The organism is Streptomyces sp. NPDC001406 (assembly GCF_042895285.1).
Classification (GTDB): Bacteria; Actinomycetota; Actinomycetes; order Streptomycetales; family Streptomycetaceae; genus Streptomyces.
In genome coordinates, this window is record NZ_JBIAWG010000004.1 from 353,779 (window position 1) to 371,123 (window position 17,345).

At 71.9% G+C, this 17,345-nt stretch carries 13 protein-coding genes; 6 read left to right on the forward strand and 7 right to left on the reverse strand.

Annotated features, from left to right (window positions below; genetic code table 11):
* The first annotated feature begins 76 nt into the window (after positions 1-76).
* Entirely contained in the window at positions 77-460 is a 384-nt protein-coding gene (locus ACFY1J_RS11895) for a BlaI/MecI/CopY family transcriptional regulator (RefSeq protein WP_390705956.1), read from the forward strand.
* A complete protein-coding gene (locus ACFY1J_RS11900; RefSeq protein WP_390705955.1) occupies positions 457-1,350 on the forward strand; it encodes a M48 family metalloprotease in 894 nt (297 codons plus the stop codon). Before ACFY1J_RS11895 ends, ACFY1J_RS11900 begins: the two co-directional genes overlap by 4 nt.
* Positions 1,351-1,645: 295 nt before the next feature.
* On the opposite strand, the gene ACFY1J_RS11905 is transcribed toward ACFY1J_RS11900, so the two are convergent.
* The gene (locus ACFY1J_RS11905; protein WP_390705954.1) at positions 1,646-3,988 is read right to left on the reverse strand and encodes a glycoside hydrolase family 65 protein; all 2,343 of its coding nucleotides are present in this window, start codon (positions 3,986-3,988) and stop codon (positions 1,646-1,648) included.
* Complete coding sequence (locus tag ACFY1J_RS11910) at positions 3,985-4,725, reverse strand: HAD family hydrolase (RefSeq protein WP_390731151.1); 741 nt, start codon at positions 4,723-4,725, stop codon at positions 3,985-3,987. Before ACFY1J_RS11910 ends, ACFY1J_RS11905 begins: the two co-directional genes overlap by 4 nt.
* A gap of 94 nt (positions 4,726-4,819) precedes the next feature.
* Between ACFY1J_RS11910 and ACFY1J_RS11915 the strand changes: the two genes are divergently transcribed.
* A complete protein-coding gene (locus ACFY1J_RS11915) occupies positions 4,820-5,485 on the forward strand; it encodes a nucleoside/nucleotide kinase family protein (protein ID WP_390731152.1) in 666 nt (221 codons plus the stop codon).
* 30 nt (positions 5,486-5,515) lie between these two features.
* Here ACFY1J_RS11915 and ACFY1J_RS11920 read toward each other — a convergent pair whose 3' ends face one another.
* The 5 genes from ACFY1J_RS11920 to ACFY1J_RS11940 form a co-directional block, all read right to left on the reverse strand.
* Positions 5,516-7,345, reverse strand: a complete 1,830-nt coding sequence (locus tag ACFY1J_RS11920; protein WP_390731227.1) for a hypothetical protein — start codon at positions 7,343-7,345, stop codon at positions 5,516-5,518.
* A gap of 18 nt (positions 7,346-7,363) precedes the next feature.
* A complete protein-coding gene (locus ACFY1J_RS11925; protein WP_390705951.1) occupies positions 7,364-8,242 on the reverse strand; it encodes a carbohydrate ABC transporter permease in 879 nt (292 codons plus the stop codon).
* 15 nt (positions 8,243-8,257) lie between these two features.
* On the reverse strand, positions 8,258-9,235 hold the full coding sequence (locus ACFY1J_RS11930; RefSeq protein WP_390705950.1) for a carbohydrate ABC transporter permease: 978 nt from the start codon (positions 9,233-9,235) through the stop codon (positions 8,258-8,260).
* A gap of 158 nt (positions 9,236-9,393) precedes the next feature.
* Entirely contained in the window at positions 9,394-10,791 is a 1,398-nt protein-coding gene (locus ACFY1J_RS11935; protein ID WP_390731153.1) for an ABC transporter substrate-binding protein, read from the reverse strand.
* Between the two features lie 203 nt (positions 10,792-10,994).
* Positions 10,995-12,125, reverse strand: a complete 1,131-nt coding sequence (locus ACFY1J_RS11940) for an ROK family transcriptional regulator (protein WP_390705948.1) — start codon at positions 12,123-12,125, stop codon at positions 10,995-10,997.
* 261 nt (positions 12,126-12,386) lie between these two features.
* Here ACFY1J_RS11940 and ACFY1J_RS11945 point away from each other — a divergent pair, with 261 nt between their 5' ends.
* The 3 genes from ACFY1J_RS11945 (at position 12,387) to ACFY1J_RS11955 (ending at position 17,237) form a co-directional block, all read left to right on the forward strand.
* Positions 12,387-13,295, forward strand: coding sequence for an N-acetylglucosamine kinase (locus tag ACFY1J_RS11945; protein ID WP_390705947.1), 909 nt, complete (start codon positions 12,387-12,389; stop codon positions 13,293-13,295).
* Between the two features lie 199 nt (positions 13,296-13,494).
* The gene (locus ACFY1J_RS11950; RefSeq protein WP_390731154.1) at positions 13,495-15,429 is read left to right on the forward strand and encodes a phosphatase PAP2 family protein; all 1,935 of its coding nucleotides are present in this window, start codon (positions 13,495-13,497) and stop codon (positions 15,427-15,429) included.
* A 92-nt stretch (positions 15,430-15,521) separates the two neighbouring features.
* Positions 15,522-17,237, forward strand: coding sequence for an ArnT family glycosyltransferase (locus ACFY1J_RS11955; protein ID WP_390731228.1), 1,716 nt, complete (start codon positions 15,522-15,524; stop codon positions 17,235-17,237).
* Positions 17,238-17,345: the final 108 nt, after the last annotated feature.

Sequence of the window (17,345 nt, forward strand, 5' to 3'; positions counted from 1 at the left end):
CTAGCCCGCATCGGAGGAGTGTGCAGCAGGGGTACGGCCATACGAATGACGGCCCTACGCGCTGTAAGGTTGCGGCATGGCTGGCACAGGGTCCCGCGGCAGGGTGGAGAGGCGCAGCGCCGGGGAGTTGGAGAGCGAGGTCCTGGCCACGCTGTGGGCCACCGAGCGGCCGCTGACGCCGGCCGAGATCCAGGCGGACCTCGACGGCGGGCTCGCCTACAACACGGTGCACACCATCCTCAAGCGCCTGTACGACAAGGGTCTCGTCCTGCGTGACGCGGACGGGCGGCGCGGCGCGTACCGGCCCGCGAAGAACGCGGCCGAGCTGACCGCCGAGGCGATGCACGAGGCACTGGACCGCGGCCCCGACCCGATCGCCGCACTGCAGCAGTTCGTGTCCGGACTGAGCGCCGAGGAGGAACGGGCACTGCGCGAACTGCTCGGCGGAGGCGGCGCATGAGGTTCGACGTCTACACCCCGCTGCTGCTGGCCCTGCTGCTCCCCGCCGTCAGTCCGGTGATCGGCAGACGGGTCGCCCCCGCGCTCGCCGCGCGCGTCCTGGTCTCCGCGGCCGTCCTGACCGCGGCGGCCACCACCTGGTCCCTGGTCCTGCTCGCCACCGCGCTGCTCGGGGACGCGCCGCCGGTCGTCCGGGAGGCCCGCGAGGACGGGCACCGTATCGCCGATCCGGTGCCCGAGGTGATCGGGGTCGCCGCGTGTCTGGCCCTGGCTGTCGTCGCCTGGCGTGTGCACCGGGCCCTGCGGGCGGAGCGCTCCACGCGCCGGGCGCTGCGGCGGCTGTGCGAAGGGCAGCCGGCTGACACCGAGTTGATCGTCGCCGCGTCTGCCGTGCCGCAGGCCTTCGCGATCCCCGGCCGTCCGGGCCGGATCCTGGTCACCTCCGCCATGCTGTGCGCGCTCGAACCCGCGGAGCGCCGGGTCCTGCTCGCCCACGAACGTGCCCATCTGACGGACCGGCACGGCCTGTTGGTGACCGCGGCCACGCTCGCCGCCGCGGCGAACCCCCTGCTCTCACCGGTCCGTGACACCGTGGCCTTCCTCGTGGAACGCGGGGCGGACGAGCGGGCGGCGGATGCCGTCGGGGACCGCGCGGCCACCGCCCGCGCCCTGGCCCGCGCCGCCCTCAGCGCGGGCCGGGTCCGGCCCACATGCACACTGAACTTCACCGACCGAGCCGTCACCCGCCGTATCGCGGCCCTCCAGACGGCCCCGCCGCCCCGCGTCCGGTCGGCCGCCGCGGCCGTCCTCGTCCTGGGCGCCCTCCCGGCCCTCCTGGCCGCCGACGCAACGGGCGACCTGTACGGCCTGCTGGCAAGCGTACTGACCTGACCTCGCGCACCGGAGCGGAGCGGCTCGGCGCCGGCCGGGTGGCGGAACTGCCGGTCGGCGCGCTGGTGATCGATGAACTCGGGGTGCGCACCCCAAGGCCCGTGGCACCGGTCTGGGCCGCCGTCTGCTGTCCACGCTCGCCGCCACCGCGCCCGGCGGCCGCGCCTGGCTCCTGACCTGGAACGAGGCGCACGGCAGCCGCGCGTTCCATCGCCATGCCGGATGGTCCGAGCCGGCCCCGCTGCCGCGCCGCGAGACGGACGTCGTGGTGTTCGTGGCGTCGCGCCGATCCCGCTCAGCCGCTGTTCGGGCCGCGGTGTGGGGGCTGTTCGGGGGCCGGGCGGAGTGGTGTCGCGGGTACTGGGCGCACGGTGGGGCCGTCGGTGTCGAGGGTGAGTGGCTCGCCGTGGTGGTGGATCGTCAGCGGGTCACCGTCCAGGAGCGTGTAGACGGCTTTGTCGGCCTCGATCTCCACCCGCAGCCGGCGGCCCAGGAACTGCAGGCCGAAGGCCAGCCGACGGAACCTCTCCGGCAGTCGCGGGGCGAACCGCAGCCCGTCGTCGGACCGGCGCAGCCCGCCGAACCCCGCCACCAGCACCATCCAGGTACCGGCCAGGGACGCGATGTGCAGTCCGTCCCGGGTGTTGTGCTCCAGGTCCTCCAGGTCCATCAGGGCGGCCTCGGCCGCGTAGTCGTAGGCGAGCCGCAGATGGCCCGCCTGCGCGGCGATGACCCCCTGGCAGCACGCGGACAGCGAGGAGTCCCGTACGGTCAGCGGCTCGTAGTAGGCGAAGTTGCGGGCTATGTGGTCGTCGTCGAAGAACGCGCCGCAGGTGTACATGGCGAGCACCAGGTCGGCCTGTTTGACGACCTGCTTGCGGTAGAGGTCGAAGTACGGGAAGTTCAGCAGCAGCGGGTACTGGTCGGGGCGGGTGCCGGCGAAGTCCCAGCGCTGGTAGCGGGTGAACCCGGCGTGCTGTTCGTGGACGCCCAGTTCGCGGTTGTAGGGCAGGTGCACGGCCTCGGCGGCGTCCCGCCACGCGGCGCTCTCCTCCTCGTCGACGCCGAGCCGCTCCGCCTCCTGCGGATACCGGGCGGCGGCGTCGGCCGCTGCGAGCAGGTTCGCGCGCGCCATCAGATTCGTGTACGTGTTGTCGTCGGCGACCGCGCTGTACTCGTCGGGGCCGGTGACGCCGTCGATGTGGAAGACACCGTGCGGGTCGTGGTGGCCCAGCGACCGCCACAGCCGGGCCGTCTCCACCAGCAGCTCGACACCGGCCTCCCGCTCGAAGGCCGTGTCCCCCGTGGCCTCGACATAACGGATGACGGCGTCGGCTATGTCGGCGTTCACATGGAAGGCCGCAGTGCCGGCCGGCCAGTACGCCGAGCCCTCGGAGCCCTCGATGGTCCGCCAGGGGAACGCGGCGCCGTCCAGGCCGAGCTGGGTCGCCCGCTCCCGGGCCGCGGGCAGCGTGCTGTGCCGCCAGCGCAGCGCCTCGGCGACGGTCGACGGGGCGGTGTAGGTGAGGACGGGCAGCACGAACATCTCGGTGTCCCAGAAAGCGTGCCCGTCGTATCCGGAACCGGTCAGCCCCTTGGCGGGGATCGCTCGCTGCTCGGCGCGAGCCCCTGCCTGCAGGACGTGGAACAGGGCGAAGCGGACGGCCTGCTGGATCTCCTCGTCACCGTCCACCTCGATGTCCGCGCGGGCCCAGAAGTCGTCCAGAAAGGCGCGCTGTTCGTCCAGCAGCCCCTGCCAGCCGTCGTGCGCGGCGGCGGCGAGGGCGGCGTCCACCTGGTCGGCCATGGCGGGCAGGGAGCGGTTGCCGGACCAGCCGTGGGCGACGAACTTCTCCACGCGCAGCCGCTGTCCGGGCTCCAGTACGGCGGTGACGGTCAGCCGGGCCACGTCCGTGTCGCTCTCGCTCCGGGTCGTGGTCCGCTCGGGGCCGGTGACGACATGGTCGGCGGCCGCCGCCACGCGCAGACCGCTGCGCCGGGTGCGGTGCACCAGCCGCAGCCGCCGGCCGGAGGCGAAGTGGTCCTCCTGCTCCAGCGGCGAGTGGAGCGCGACCGCCGCGCGCGGATCGCCGTTGGGCCCGGGCAGTTGCTCGTTGGCGACCAGCTCCGACTGGATCACCACCCGGGAGCGCGCGCCGACGGCCTCCACCTGGTACGCCACGGCCGCCACCGCCCGCTGGGTGAGCGACACCAGCCGCGTGGAGCGCACCCGGACCGTCGAGCCCGCCGGGGAGGTCCACTCGCAGGTCCGCTCCAGTACGCCCCGGCGCAGGTCCAGCGTGCGCTCGTGGGCGACGAGCCGGCCGTAGCGCAGGTCGAACGGTTCGTCGTCGACGAGCAGCCGCAGGATCTTGCCGTTGGTGACGTTGATGACCGTCTGGCCCGACTCCGGATAGCCGTAGCCGGCCTCGGCGTACGGCAGCGGATGCACCTCGTGCACACCGTTGAGGTAGCTGCCGGGCAGGCCGTGCGGCTCGCCCTCGTCGAGGTTTCCGCGCCAGCCGACATGGCCGTTGGACAGGGCGAACACGGACTCGCTCTGCGCGAGGACGTCCAGGTTGAGGTCGGTCTCGCGCACGGCCCACGGTTCGACCGTGTACGCCCGGTGGGTGATCACCGCTTGCCTCCCAGCTCGGCGAGGTCCTCGACGACGACGTCCGCGCCGTGCGCGTACAGCGCGGCGGCCTGTCCGACGCGGTCGACACCGACCACGTATCCGAAGCCGCCGGCGCGGCCCGCGTCCATGCCGGCCAGCGCGTCCTCGAAGACGGCTGACGCGGAGGGCTCGACGCCGAGGTCGCGGGCGGCGGCCAGGAAGGTGTCCGGGTGCGGTTTGCCGGGCAGCTTCCGTTCGCTCGCGACGATCCCGTCGATCCGTACGTCGAAGAGGTGCTCCGCGCCGACGGAGCGCAGTACGTCACGGCAGTTGGCGCTGGAGGAGACGATCGCGGTGCGCAGCCCGTGGGCGCGGACGGCCTCGACGTAGCGCAGGGTGCCCTCGTAGGCCTCGACACCGAAGGTGCGGATCTTCGCGAGGAGCAGGTCGTTCTTGCGGTTGCCGAGGCCGTGGACGGTATGGGCGTCCGGCGGGTCGTCGGGGGCGCCCTCGGGCAGTGCGATGCCGCGGGAGTCGAGAAAGGTCCGCACCCCGTCGGCGCGTGGACGTCCGTCGACGTACTCGTCGTACTCCGCGTCGGCGTCGAACGGCCGGCCCTGCTCGCCCTCGTAGTCGCGCAGGAACTCGTCGAACGCCTCCTTCCAGGCGGCCGCGTGGACGACGGCCGTCTTGGTGACGACCCCGTCGAGGTCGAAGAGACAGGCCAGGATGGTGTCGGGCAGACCGAGCTCAGTCATACCCAGCACCCTTCCCCCGACGGGCGGCTTCCAGTGGGTGGCGAAGGCCACACGGCGGGAACCGGGGACGGACCGCGGTGCGACACTCTCCTGCGTGTCCTTGACTTTCGACGATCTGCTCACCCGCGCCCGCCGCCTCGCCGAGTGCGGACCACGCGCGCTCCTCGGCATCGCGGGCAGCCCCGGTTCGGGCAAGACGAACCTCGCCGAACACCTGGTCCGCGAACTGAACGGCACCGGCGAACCCTGGGTGACGCAGGTCCCCATGGACGGGTTCCACCTCGCCGACGTCGAACTGGACCGGCTGGGCCGCCGCGACCGCAAGGGCGCGCCGGACACCTTCGACGCGGCGGGATACGCGGCGCTGCTGCGGCGGCTGCGCGAGGAGAGCGACGAGGTGGTGTACGCGCCGGGATTCGAGCGGGTGCTGGAACAGCCGATCGCGGGCGCGATCCCGGTGCCGCCGACGGCCCGGCTGGTGGTGACGGAGGGCAACTACCTGCTGCTGGAGGCGGGTTCCTGGGCTCGGGTGCGGCCGTGCCTGGACGAGGTGTGGTTCTGCGAGATCGACGAGGACGAGCGGATCCGCCGACTGGTCGCCCGGCACGAGGAGTTCGGCAAGGAGCACGAGGCCGCCGTGGCCTGGGTACGGGGCACGGACCAGCGCAACGCGGACCTGATCGCGACGACACGGAACCGGGCCGACCTGGTCGTGCCGCGGTCCGCGCTGCCCGCGCCGCACGGGGCGGAAGAACCCTGACCGAGGTCACCGCGCCACGGGTCGGCCTGCTCAGGTGTACAGGGTCAGTTCGGGCTCGCCGTGGGCGTCGCCCGCCGCCTCGCCGATCAACGCGGTGAAGGCCTCGGTACGGACGGTCAGGCCCTGGTCCCCGGCTTCGAAGGCGGGAACGAAGGTGTCACCGGGTCCGTACCGTACGGCGAAGACGTGCAGGTCCTCCGGTCCGCCCGCCGCCGGGCCCGCCTCCAGGGCCGTCGAGCTCACCAGATGCCGCCAGCCCTCGTCGGGGTTGCCGTAGCCGCGCGGGTCGGCGGCGAGCGCGAACGCAGCCTGCTCCTGCGTGAGTTCGGCACGGGCGTCGAAGTGGTCCACGCCCCGCGCCTCGGGGTGCGTCAGACGCAGCGCGCCCGCCGAGGTCACCTCGCCCTCGGCGACCCGGCGCACCCGGTCGCCGTCGTCCGCCGCGTACGGCAGCCCTGCCAGCAGATACGGCGCCCCGTCGAGCCGCTCGACCGCCACGGTCACCCACAGGCTCGTGCCGTCCGTGACGTACAGGGACCGCACATGGCGCAGCACATGGTCGCGGCCGACGACCGGCTTGGTGACCAGCTTGGCCGTCAGTCCGTCGGCGCGTACGTCCCGGACGCGGACCTCGCCCAGGGGGCGGCACAGCAGGAAACCGTCGGTGACGGGGCCGAAGCCGTGCTGCCTGCCGACCGCCGCGGGCAGGTAGTACGTCCCGGCCGCCTCGATCAGCGACGGGGTCATCCGGCCGTCGAAGGCCACCGAGACCGTGCCCGCGCGCAGTTGGTGCCGAGTGGTCGAGGAGGACGGCGTGCGGTGCCAGCGCGAGGTGTCCTGGATCTGCCAGACCAGCATCCACGCGAAGTGGCCGTCGACTCCCCCGTCCGGCTGGACCGCGTGCCGGCCCCAGCGGGTGTCGCCCCGGTAGCGGCCCAGGTCGGAGCCGATGCGGCCGCTGAAGTAGCGCAGGCCGAGGACCGACTCGAAACCGGAGTGCTGCTCGCTGTAGCGGGGGCCGCCGTTGTCGAAGCCGCCGCCGGGCAGCCGGGCGTCGATGTAGCGGGCCAGGGCGTCGCCGTCGTCGGCGAAGACCTCCTCGCCGGTGACGCGGTGGGCCTGGGCGAGGAAGGAGAGGGAGATCGGGCCGTAGTTGTTGTCGTACGCCCCGCCGTGCTCGGGGGGCAGCAGGGCGCCCCGGTCGCGGACCCGGTGGGCGCGGATCTCTGCGGTGTACAGGGCGAGTGCCCGTGCCCGCAGCAACTCCCCTTCCTCCGGCGGGAGGTGCCGGGCCAGCATCAGTCCGCCGACCACACAGCCGATCGCCTGGTTGCCGGCCTCCTGCGGGTTGAAGAAGGTGGCCTCGGTCAGCCATCGCCAGTATCCCCGGCCCAACTCGACCAGTTCACGGCGCTGTTCGTCCTCGATGAGGCCCTCGCCGGTATCCAGGAGGTTGACGAGCTGGAGCAGGGCCCACACCGTGCTGGGCCAGTCCCCGATGGGGTGCGCGCCCGTCTCCAGGACGTAACGGGCGTACGGGAGGCGGGAGTCGCGGATCCTCAGGTTCGGATAGCCGGGGTTGTCCTCGGTGTACACCCGCTCGCGCAGATGGAAGGCGAGGCTGCGCCGTACGGCCTCCGGCAGACGCGGGTCCCGGCCCCGCTGCCAGGCCAGGGCCAGCAGCGAGGTGATCCCGAGCGAGGTGTCGCCGATGTCGTCGAGGGCGCCGGGGTGTTCGAGGCTGCCGTCCGGGGTGAGGCGGGACAGGGCCTGCTCGGCGACGTCGGCGAGGACGGCGTCGTACGCCTCGGGGGTGTCCGGCAGGTCGTGCAGCGGGCCGCGCTGGCGCGGGAGGCGCACGGGGGTGCTCACGTGGTCTCAGCCCTTCATTCCGCTGGTCGCGAGGCCTTCCACCAGCCGTTTCTGGAAGATCAGGAAGCAGATCAGGGTCGGCAGCAGCGCGAGGGTCGACATGGCGAACATCGCGCCGTAGGAGGAGCCGCTGGTCTTGTCCAGGAACAGGGTCAGGCCGAGGGGGACGGTGAAGCGGTCGTTCTGCTGGAGGTAGACGAGCTGGTGCAGGAAGTCGTCGTAGGTCCAGATGAAGGTGAAGATCGTGGTGGTGACCAGGGCCGGCTTCATCAGCGGCAGGATGATCTTCCAGTAGATCTGCAGGGGGTTGGCACCGTCCATCATGGCCGCCTGGTCCAGCTCGCGCGGGATGGAGCGGATGAACTGGACCATCAGGAAGATGAAGAAGGCGTCCACCGCGAGGAACTTCGGGACGATCAGCGGCAGATAGGTGTTGATCCAGGTCAGGTTGTAGAAGATCGTGTACTGCGGGATCAGGACGGCCTGCGTGGGCAGCATGAGCGTGCCGAGCATCAGGCCGAACCAGAGCTTCTTGCCGCGGAACTCGAAGCGCGCGAAGGCGTAGGCGGCCAGCGAGCAGGAGATCACATTGCCGATCACCGCGCCGATCGTGACGATCAGTGAGTTGGTGATGTAGAGGGAGAAGGAGTTGCCGGAGCCGCTCCAGCCCTCGGAGTAGTTGGCCGGGCGCAGCGCGTTCGGGATGAGGCCGGGGTGGGTGAAGATCTCGGTGTCGGGCTTGAGGGAGCTGCTGAGCATCCACAGCAACGGGTACAGCATGACGATCGCCACGCCGATGAGGACCGTGTGGATGAAGATGCGGCGGGCGCCGGTCGCCGAGCGGAGCTTGTGCAGCGGCGATGCGTTCGGGGTCAGGGCGGACATCGAAGAACTCCTCGCTCAGTCGTCGTAGTGGACCCAGTAGCGGCCGGCGATGAAGTTGACCGCCGTGAAGCCCGCGATGACCAGGAACAGCACCCAGGCGAGCGCCGAGGCGTAGCCCATCTGGAGGTCGGTGAAGCCCTTCTTGTACAGGTAGAGGGAGTAGAGCATCGTCGAGTTGAGCGGTCCGCCCGAGCCGTTGCTGATCACGAAGGCGGGGGTGAACGTCTTGAACGCGTCGATGATCTGCAGGACCACGTTGAAGAAGACGATCGGCGTCAGCAGCGGCAGGGTGATGCGGAAGAACCGGGTGACGGGCCTGGCGCCGTCGATCGCGGCGGCCTCGTAGACGTCCTTCGGCAGCTGCTTGAGGCCGGCGAGGAAGATGACCATCGGCGTGCCGAACTGCCAGACGGCCAGCAGGACGAGCGTGTAGAGCGCGCTGTCGGGGCTGGAGATCCAGTCCTGGCCCTTGATGCCGAACCAGCCGAGGAAGTCGTTGAACAGACCGTCACCGCCGAAGACCTGACGCCACACGATGGCGATGGCCACCGCACCGCCGAGCAGCGAGGGGAGGTAGAAGGCGGCCCGGTACAGGCCGATCCCCTTCAGGTCGCGGTTGAGCAGCATCGCCACGCCGAGGGCGAGCGCGAGTTTGAGCGGCACGGAGACGACGACGTACAGGAGGGTGGCGTGCACCGAGTCCCAGAAGACCGGGTCGTCGCCGAACATGTGCTGGTAGTTGTCCAGGCCGACCCACTGCGCGGGTGTCAGCAGGTCGAAGTCGGTGAAGGAGAGGTACAGCGAGTCGAGCATCGGGTAGATCGTCAGGCCGAACAGCCCGATGAACCAGGGGGCCAGGAAGAGATACGGCCACCACCCTCCGCCCCGCCGTCTGGCGAGGCGACGGCGCATACGGTCGCGCTCCCGCTGGTCGGACGGGGTCGCGGAACCCGACGGCTCCTTCACGACCGCGTCGGTCTGCGCGGTGGTCATTCTCATTCTCCCTGGCCCTGTCGGGTACTTCATTCATTTGGTGCACTGCCGCGCCCCCGAAGGGGCGCGGGGAACTGCGCGACCAGCCACGACGGTGCCGTCAGCGGATCGACGGCACATCGCGGCGCCAGCCTTTCGCGGCAATTCCGGCGGAGCCGCTAGCCGCCCAGGATTCCCGCCGCCTGGTCGAAGAACTCGCCCAGTTGTGCCTTGATCGTCTTCTTGCCGAAGGCGACAGCGAGGTTGGACTGGAACAGCAGGTCCCAGATCTGGTCGGCGCCCTGCGGCGGCGGCACCGGAGCGGGCAGGGCGTTGGACGCCTTCGAGACGCGCTGGGAGATGTAGTCGGCGTTCGCCATGTTCAGCTTGTCCGTCTCGGTCAGGCCGGAGGCGATCAGGTCGCGGGCCTTCGCGGTCGGCGGGATGCCGCGCAGCAGCTGCATGTCCTTGATCGCCGTGGCGTCCTGCGCGAAGAACGACATGATCTTCACGGCGTCGGCGACCTTCTTGCCGGCCTTGGTGGCGCTCAGCAGCACACCGCCGTTGACGAAGTTGCCCTCGCGGGCGCCGGAGAAGTCGCCCTGCGGGGTGGGCAGGAAGTCCAGCTGGGCGTTGGTGATGGAGCCGCCCGCGCCGTAGACGCCGGAGTCGAAGGTGAACAGGGCCTTGCCGATGACGACCGCGTTCTTGGTGAGGTCGTTGTGCGCGGCGGAGGTGACGGCCGGCGGCGGGGAAGCATGGGTCTTGCGCATCTCGGCCCAGTACTCCCACCACTCCTGGAGGGTGTCGGAGGTGAAGCCGAGCTTCTTGCCGTCGTCGGAGAAGAACTGCTGGCCCTTCTCCCGGGCGAAGATCTCGAAGCACTGGAGGGTGGAGCCGCCGCCGTCGTCGACGCCGTAGGTCTTGCCGCCGCTCTTCTTGTAGACGTCCTGGGCGATCTTCTTCAGGTCGGCCCAGGTCCATTCGCGGTCCGGCAGCTTCAGGCCCAGCTTCTCCAGGCCGGTCCGGTTGACGGTGAGCTGGTTGACGCCGATGCCGGACGGAACGCCGTACAGCTTGCCGTCGACCGTGCCGGCCGCGAGCAGCGTCTTGGAGAAGCCGGTGAGGTCGAGGGTCTTGCCGACGTACTCGTCGATCGGGGCGAGGACGCCCTTGCGGGCGTACTGGGCGACCAGCGCGGTGTCCATCTGGAGCAGGTCGGGGGCGGAGCCGCCGGCGATGTTGGTGTTGAACTTGTCGAAGTACCCGTCGTAGCCGGAGTAGGTCTCCTGGATCTTGATCTTCGGGTTCTTCTGCTGGAAGTAGGTCAGCGCCTTCTTGTACGCCGCGTGCCGGTCGTCGCTGCCCCACCAGATCATGGTCAGCTTGCTGTTGGTGCTGCCGGCTCCGGTGCCGCCGGAGCAGGCGCCGAGGGTGCCGCCGAGCGCGCCGGCGGCAGCGAGTCCGCCGCGGTGCGGAAGAGGGTTCTGCGTGAGATCTGGTGACCCACCGGGTCCTCCCTGGAGGTGCGTGACGGATTTCCCGGCCGGTCGCTGCGGCACGGGTGCGAGTTTCATGGGATGCGCCTTCCGGGGGCACGGCCTCGCCCGGCCGCACCGTCCTGGCGGGTGGGATCCCCGGCCACCGTGGCCGTCGCCGTGCGAGCACGCCCTCGCGCGGCTGCCGTACGTCGTACGGGCGGGAACGCTCACCCCGAGTCGGCGTCCCGGCCGACTTAGAAAGCGCTTGTCCGGACATTGGCAGACCGAGTCGGAGGCCGTCAATCCTTCGTGTGCGCGGCCTCGGTCACGGTTTGGACTCCCCGGGCGACCGCGAGCCGGGCGGCGCCCACGACGGTGCCGAGGTCCCCGACCGTGCTGCTGACCACCTCGGTGGGCCAGCTCAGCCGCGCCAACTCGGCCCGTACACCCGGCAGGAGCTGCGGGTCCGCGCCGGTGCTGCCACCGAGCACGATCAGTCCCGGGTCCAGCACGGCGACCACGGCGGCGGCGAGCCGGCCGATGTCCGCGGCATGGCGGGCCACGACGGCGCGGGCCGTGGCCCGGCCCTGCCCGGCCAGCGCGAACAGCCGCTCGGCGGTGTCCGGGCAGGGCCCGTCGGTGTCCTGCCAGGCCTCGGCGGCCCGGCGCAGGAGGGAGCGTGCGCCGATGTACTCCTCCAGGGCCTCCTGGCGCGGCTCGCGGCCCTCGGCCCAGGGATAGGGCAGCCGGGCCAGCTCGCCGGCGGCGCCGTTGGCCCCGCGCAGCACCCGGCTCCCGACGACGATGCCGAGGCCGATGCCGACGCCGATCCGCAGATAGCCGAAGCTGTGACGGCCGCGGGCGGCGCCCTCGTGCAACTCCGCGAGCGCGGCGCAGTTGACGTTGTTCTCCAGGTGGACGGGGACGCCCGGCGGCAGCGCCACGGCCATGGCGTCGAAGACGGGGCCGGCCTTGGCGGTCGCGGGGCGCACCCGCGTGCCCTCCCCCTGCGTGGTGACATCGCCGACGGCGACGACGATGGTGCGCAGCGGGGTGCCGGCGGGCAGCGCGACGAGGGTCTCGCGTACGACATCGGCCGCGTCCCGCCGGGGACCGGTGGCCTCGGCCAGCAGGGTGCCGTCCAGGGCGCAGCCGCGTACCCGGGTGAGGGCCGGGCCGAGGTCGACGGCGAGGACGGCGCCGGCGGCCGGTCCGAGCCGGTAGACGGCGGCGGTACGGCCGGTGCCGCTGGACGCGGTGCCGGAATGGGCGGCGAGCCGGGCGCTCTCCAGCTCCGAGACGGCGGTGGACACCGTCGGTTTGGACAGGCCCGCCAGGCTCGCGAGCTGTGGCCGGGTCGCGCTGCCCGCCTGGGCCAGCACGGAGAAGACCGAGCTCGCGCTCTCGGTCAGGCGGGGGGCGTCCGCCACGTCTTGTTCCACAGTTCCCCCACACGGGTCGAGGGCCGCGCTCCCCGGTCGGCCGATCGGTTCGATCCGCCCCGGGGATGCGGCGATGGACTGCCTCTTGACGCACCATACTTCGTTAGTTAGTTTCCTAACGAACTTCACGGTACTCGCCTGCCGTGTTCCGTCAGAGGCCCGTCCCGGGGCTTCCCTAGTTGTTCGCCTTCCCCTGTCCGGACTTGGCTCGCCCGCCGTCGCGGCTACTGCAACGACGAAAGAGGATCCGTGCAGGACGCACTCCCTTCGTGCCCTCTCGTGGTCGGTATCGACGTGGGCGGCACCAAGACCCATCTCCGTGCCGTGGCCGGGGACCGCACGGTCGCCGACCACGTCCGTACGAGCAGCGGCTGGCGGCCGCACCACCCCGGGGCCGCCGCCGGCTGGCTGGCCGCGCTGCTCCGGGAGGCGCTGCCCGCGGGCGCCCGCCCCGCCGCCCTCGCCATCGGCGGGCACGCCTGCGAGACCCCCCGCCAGTGTGCGGCGATCCGTACCCCGCTGCGGGATCTCCTGGACGTTCCCGTCACGGTCGTGGGCGACGCCGAACTCCTCGTCCCCGCGGCCGGCCTGATCAAGGGCGTGGGCCTGGTCGCCGGCACCGGCTCGGTGGCCGTGGGCCGGCGCGCCGACGGCCTCGCCGTGCAGGTGGGCGGCTGGGGCGCGGTCCTCGGTGACGAGGGCGGCGCGGCCGGACTCGTCCGTGAGGCCGCGCGGGCCGTCTGGGCCGCCCACGACCGCGGGGAGGCACCCGACGCACTGGCCGCGGGTCTTGTCGCCGCGTTCGGCGTGGCCGAAGTCCCCGCGCTCGGTGCGGCGTTGGAGAGCGCCGCCGACGTGTCCGCGCAGTGGGGCCGGCACGCCCCGGTCGTCTTCGCGGCCGCCGAGGCGGGCTCGCTCCTCGCCCGCGATGTGATCGCCGCCGGGGGCCGCTCGCTCGCGGCACTCGTCGTGCGGCTGGCCGAACGCGGTCTCGCCGTCGACCACGTGGTGGTTGCGGGCAGCACGATCCTCACCCAGCCGCGCCTGTACGACGCCTTCGCCACCGCGCTCGCCGAAGCCCTGCCGGGCGCCCGGCCGCGGCCCCTGCAAGTGCCGCCGGTGGAGGGCGCGTTGGCACTGGCGCGTGCGTTTCTGTGAATCGCGGGGCCGCCGTTCACACGCGGGCCACGTACCGGTCACCGGTCCCTGGCCGACGGGACACGAACCGGCCCTAGATATTCGCTCGTTCAACTTCTTTCCCACGGGACCGACAAAACCCGAACAGCATCTCCCACCCCCGTCGTTCACGTGGGTCTCCCCCGGCCGCATGGCCGAAGAACTCCAGAGAGGCACACGCATGCCGTCATCAGCCGGGCACCGCTGCGACGCGTCGTCCCGTGGACTCGCCGTGAGCCGACGTGGTTTCCTCAGGACCTCGCTGGGCGCGTCCGCCGGGGTGCTCACGGCCCCGACCTTCGTCGGCTGGCTGTCCGCCGCCGACGCCAAGGCCGCGACCACCGCCGCCGCGTTCGTCGACGACTACAAGACCAACGTCATCGCCAACCTGACGCCCGAGACCAACGCGGTGGTGCGCGTCCTCGGCGGCTTCGCCCAGGTGTGGAAGACCGGTTCCGCCTGGAACACCGGCACTGCGCTGCGGCCCGAGGTGCTGAGCGCCAACATGCGCTACTGCGCCCGGGTCACGCGCCGGCGCACGGACGCCCAGGCGAAGGAGGCCTTCGTCTACGACCGGCAGCACCAGAGCTACGCCATGATCGCCGGCCTGGGCCCGCTGGCCGATCTGTACAAGGCGGGCGCCAAGGCGGTCACGTCCATCACGAGCGCGCCCGACGGCACTCCCGCGACCACGATCAGCGACGCGGTACCGGCCGGTGCCCCGGCGGGTTCGGCGCTCGGCGCGGGCGCGTACGACTCCGCGCTGGGCAAGGTGGCCGAACTGGTCGACACGGTGCGCGGCCCGTACGCCTCCGGCAACCCCGCCAAGTACGCCTACCAGTACCCGCGTCCGTGGCGGATGAACGAGGACAGCGAGGTCGTCGACACCGGGAAGACCGACGCGCTCGGGTACCCGGTCTACGAGTCGGACGTGGTGGTCGCCCCGCAGCTGCTGCGCCAGCGCAGCACGTCCCCCACCGACGACGGCGGTTTCCCGAGCGGGCACACCAACGCCTTCCACCTGGCGGGACTGGCGTACGCGTACGCGGTCCCCGAGCGGTTCCAGGAGCTGGTGACCCGGGCCCTGGAGCTCAGCCACACCCGGATCGTGGCCGGTATGCACAACACCGTGGACGTGATCGGCGGCCGGGTGATGGCCACGGCGCTGGCCGCCGCGACGCTCGCCGACCCGGCCAACGCCGGCCTCAAGGCGGCGGCGCGGGCCCAGGCCCTCGCCTACTTCGAGCAGCGGACGGGGACGACGGACGACACCCTGTACGCCTATGCGCACTCGGCCGGCCCGGACAGCGACCCGTACGCCGACCGCGAGGCCAACGCCGAGGCCGCCACGCCCCGGCTGACCTATGTACTGACCCGGCACGGCCGCGACCTGCCCCTGACCGTGCCCAAGGGTGCCGAGGTGCTGCTGGAGACGCGGCTGCCGTACCTCGACGCGGCGCAGCGGCGCGAGGTGCTGCGCACCACCGGGCTGCCCTCCGGGTACGTGCTGCTCGACGGCGCCGAGCAGTGGGGCCGGCTCAACCTCTTCGCGGCGGCGGACGGTTACGGCGCCTTCGACTCCGACGTCACGGTCACGCTGGACGCGGCCGCCGGGGGCTTCGCCGCCGCCGACAGCTGGCGCAACGACATCGACGGGTGCGGCGCTCTGACCAAGAGGGGCACCGGCACGCTGACGCTGACCGGCCGCAACCGGTACACGGGCGGGACCGTGCTGGCCGCGGGCACGCTGGTGGCCGGGGCGGAGGACGCGCTGGGCCACGGTGACGTGCGGGTCTCGGGCGGAACGCTGCGGGTGTGCGAGCGCGTGCGGGTGCGGGGTGTCTACACACAGGACTCCGGCACGCTGGAGCTCAGCCTGCGCGCCGGCCGCAAGGCGCCCCTCGTGGTCAAGCACCGGGCGGTGCTGGGCCGGGGCACCGTGCTGTCGCTGCGCCTCGACGCCGAGCACCCGCCGGCCGCGGGCAGCACGCTGCCGGTCGTGGACGTTCCGCTGCTGCGCGGTCAGTTCGACCGCGTCGAGGTGAACTCCGACCGGCTCCGGGCCGTACCGGTCTATACGGCAGAGGGTCTGTCGGTACGACTCGTGAAGCGGTGACGCGCCTGGCGGCGGGAGCGCTGCGACAGTAAGGCCATGACACGGCGACTGATCGCTCCCGCCACCTTGCGGTGGCTGTCGGCGCAGGGCGGATGATGGCGCGGGAACAGCAACCGGTCCTCGATCCCGAGGTCCGTGACGGCGGTGGACAGCAGGCACAGTGGGCGGCTGCGCCCGCCCGCCTGTACGACGGCCTGCGGCGGCGCCGGCGGTGGCTGGTGCCGCTCCTCGTGGTGCTGATGCTCACCCAGATGGCCGTGGCGATGGTGACCGCGGCGGCGCAGCAGACGCCGACGATCGACGAACCGGTGTACGTCGCCACGGCCACCGACTATCTGCACGAGCATCGGCTGCGCTACAACCCCGAGCACCCGCCGCTCGGCAAACTCGTGATCATGGCGGGGGTGGCGGTCGCCGACCCGCACTACGACGCCTCGTTCCCCGGCAGTCAGGGGCAGGTGGGGCGGCATCTGCTGTACGAGTCGGGGAACGACCCGTGGCGGCTGATGCTGTGGGCCCGGCTGCCGGTGATCGCGCTGACGATGCTGTTCGGGCTGGTCGTCCTGGCGTTCGCGCGCGAGGTCGCCGGTACGGCGGCCGGGCTGACGGCCCTGGCCCTGTACGCCTTCTCCCCCGATGTCGTCGCGCACGGTTCGCTGGCCACGCTGGACGTGCCCACGGCCGGGTTCGTGCTGACGTCGGCGTGGCTGGTGTGGCGGGCCCGCCGCGGGCCCGGACCGTATCTGCCGCTCGCCGGTGCGGCGCTCGGGGCGGGGGTGGCCACCAAGATGAGCGCGCTGCCCGCGATTCCGGTGCTGATGGCGCTGGCCCTGGTGTCCGTGTGGCACGCCCGCCGTCCGGAGGGTCGCGCCGAGCGCCGCAGGGCTCTCGCGCTCGGTCTGGCGGGCGCGGCCGTGGTGGCGCTCGTCGCGGTCGCCGTCGTATGGGCGACGTATCTCGCCATCGACCCGCGGCTGCGGTTCTCCCCCGCCGAGCCGGTGCCGGTCATCCGCGGGCTGCACGAGCGCCTGGTCGAACTCATGCCGTTCCCGGGGGCGTTCCGGGCCGGGATGCGTGCCCAGTTCGGCCTGGAGAACCTTCCTTGGCAGGGCTATCTGTTCGGCCGCCTCTACACCGGCTCGCTCTGGTACTACCTCCCGGCCGCCCTGTTGGTGAAGACCCCGCTGGGCATGCTCGCGCTGTGGGCGGCGGGCGCCGTGGTGGTCGTCGCGGTACGGCGGCTGCGGCCCGCCGCGCCGTATCTGCTCGTCCCGCCCGCCGTGCTGCTGGCCGCGGCGATGACCGGGTCGCGGGACTTCGGCACGCGGTACGCCCTGTTCATGCCGATGTTCCTCGCGGTCGCGGGCGGCTGCGTGCTCGCCGTGCGGTGGCGGTGGGTGCCGGTGGCGGCCGGGGCGCTGGTGGCCTTCGTCGCCGTCAGTTCGCTGCGGACGTACCCGTATTACCTGCCGTACTCCAACGAGGCGTTCGGCGGACCGGCGAAGACCCATCTGCGGCTGCACGACTCCAACGTGGACTGGGGCCAGGACCTGGGCCGGCTCGCCGACCGGCTGGAGCGGCGGTACCGGGGCGAACGGGTCTGGCTCGTGTACAAGGGCAGTGCCGTGCCGTCGTACTACGGTGTCCACGCGTCCGATCCGCGCAAGGTGCCGGAGGACGACGTGCACGGGCTGCTGGTGGTGTCGGACTCATGGGTCGCCAAGGCACGCGGAAAACTGGCCGAATTGATCAAGACTGCTCATCGGATCGACGAAGTCGGTCACTCGATCACGATCTACCGACGCTGACCCGGGGGGCAGGTCCGCACCGCAAACCGTGCGTCCGTCTCGGAGCCGATCCGGAGCTCTCGCACAACCCCTGGTCACCACGGTCCGTGAGCTATGTTGAGGTTTCGT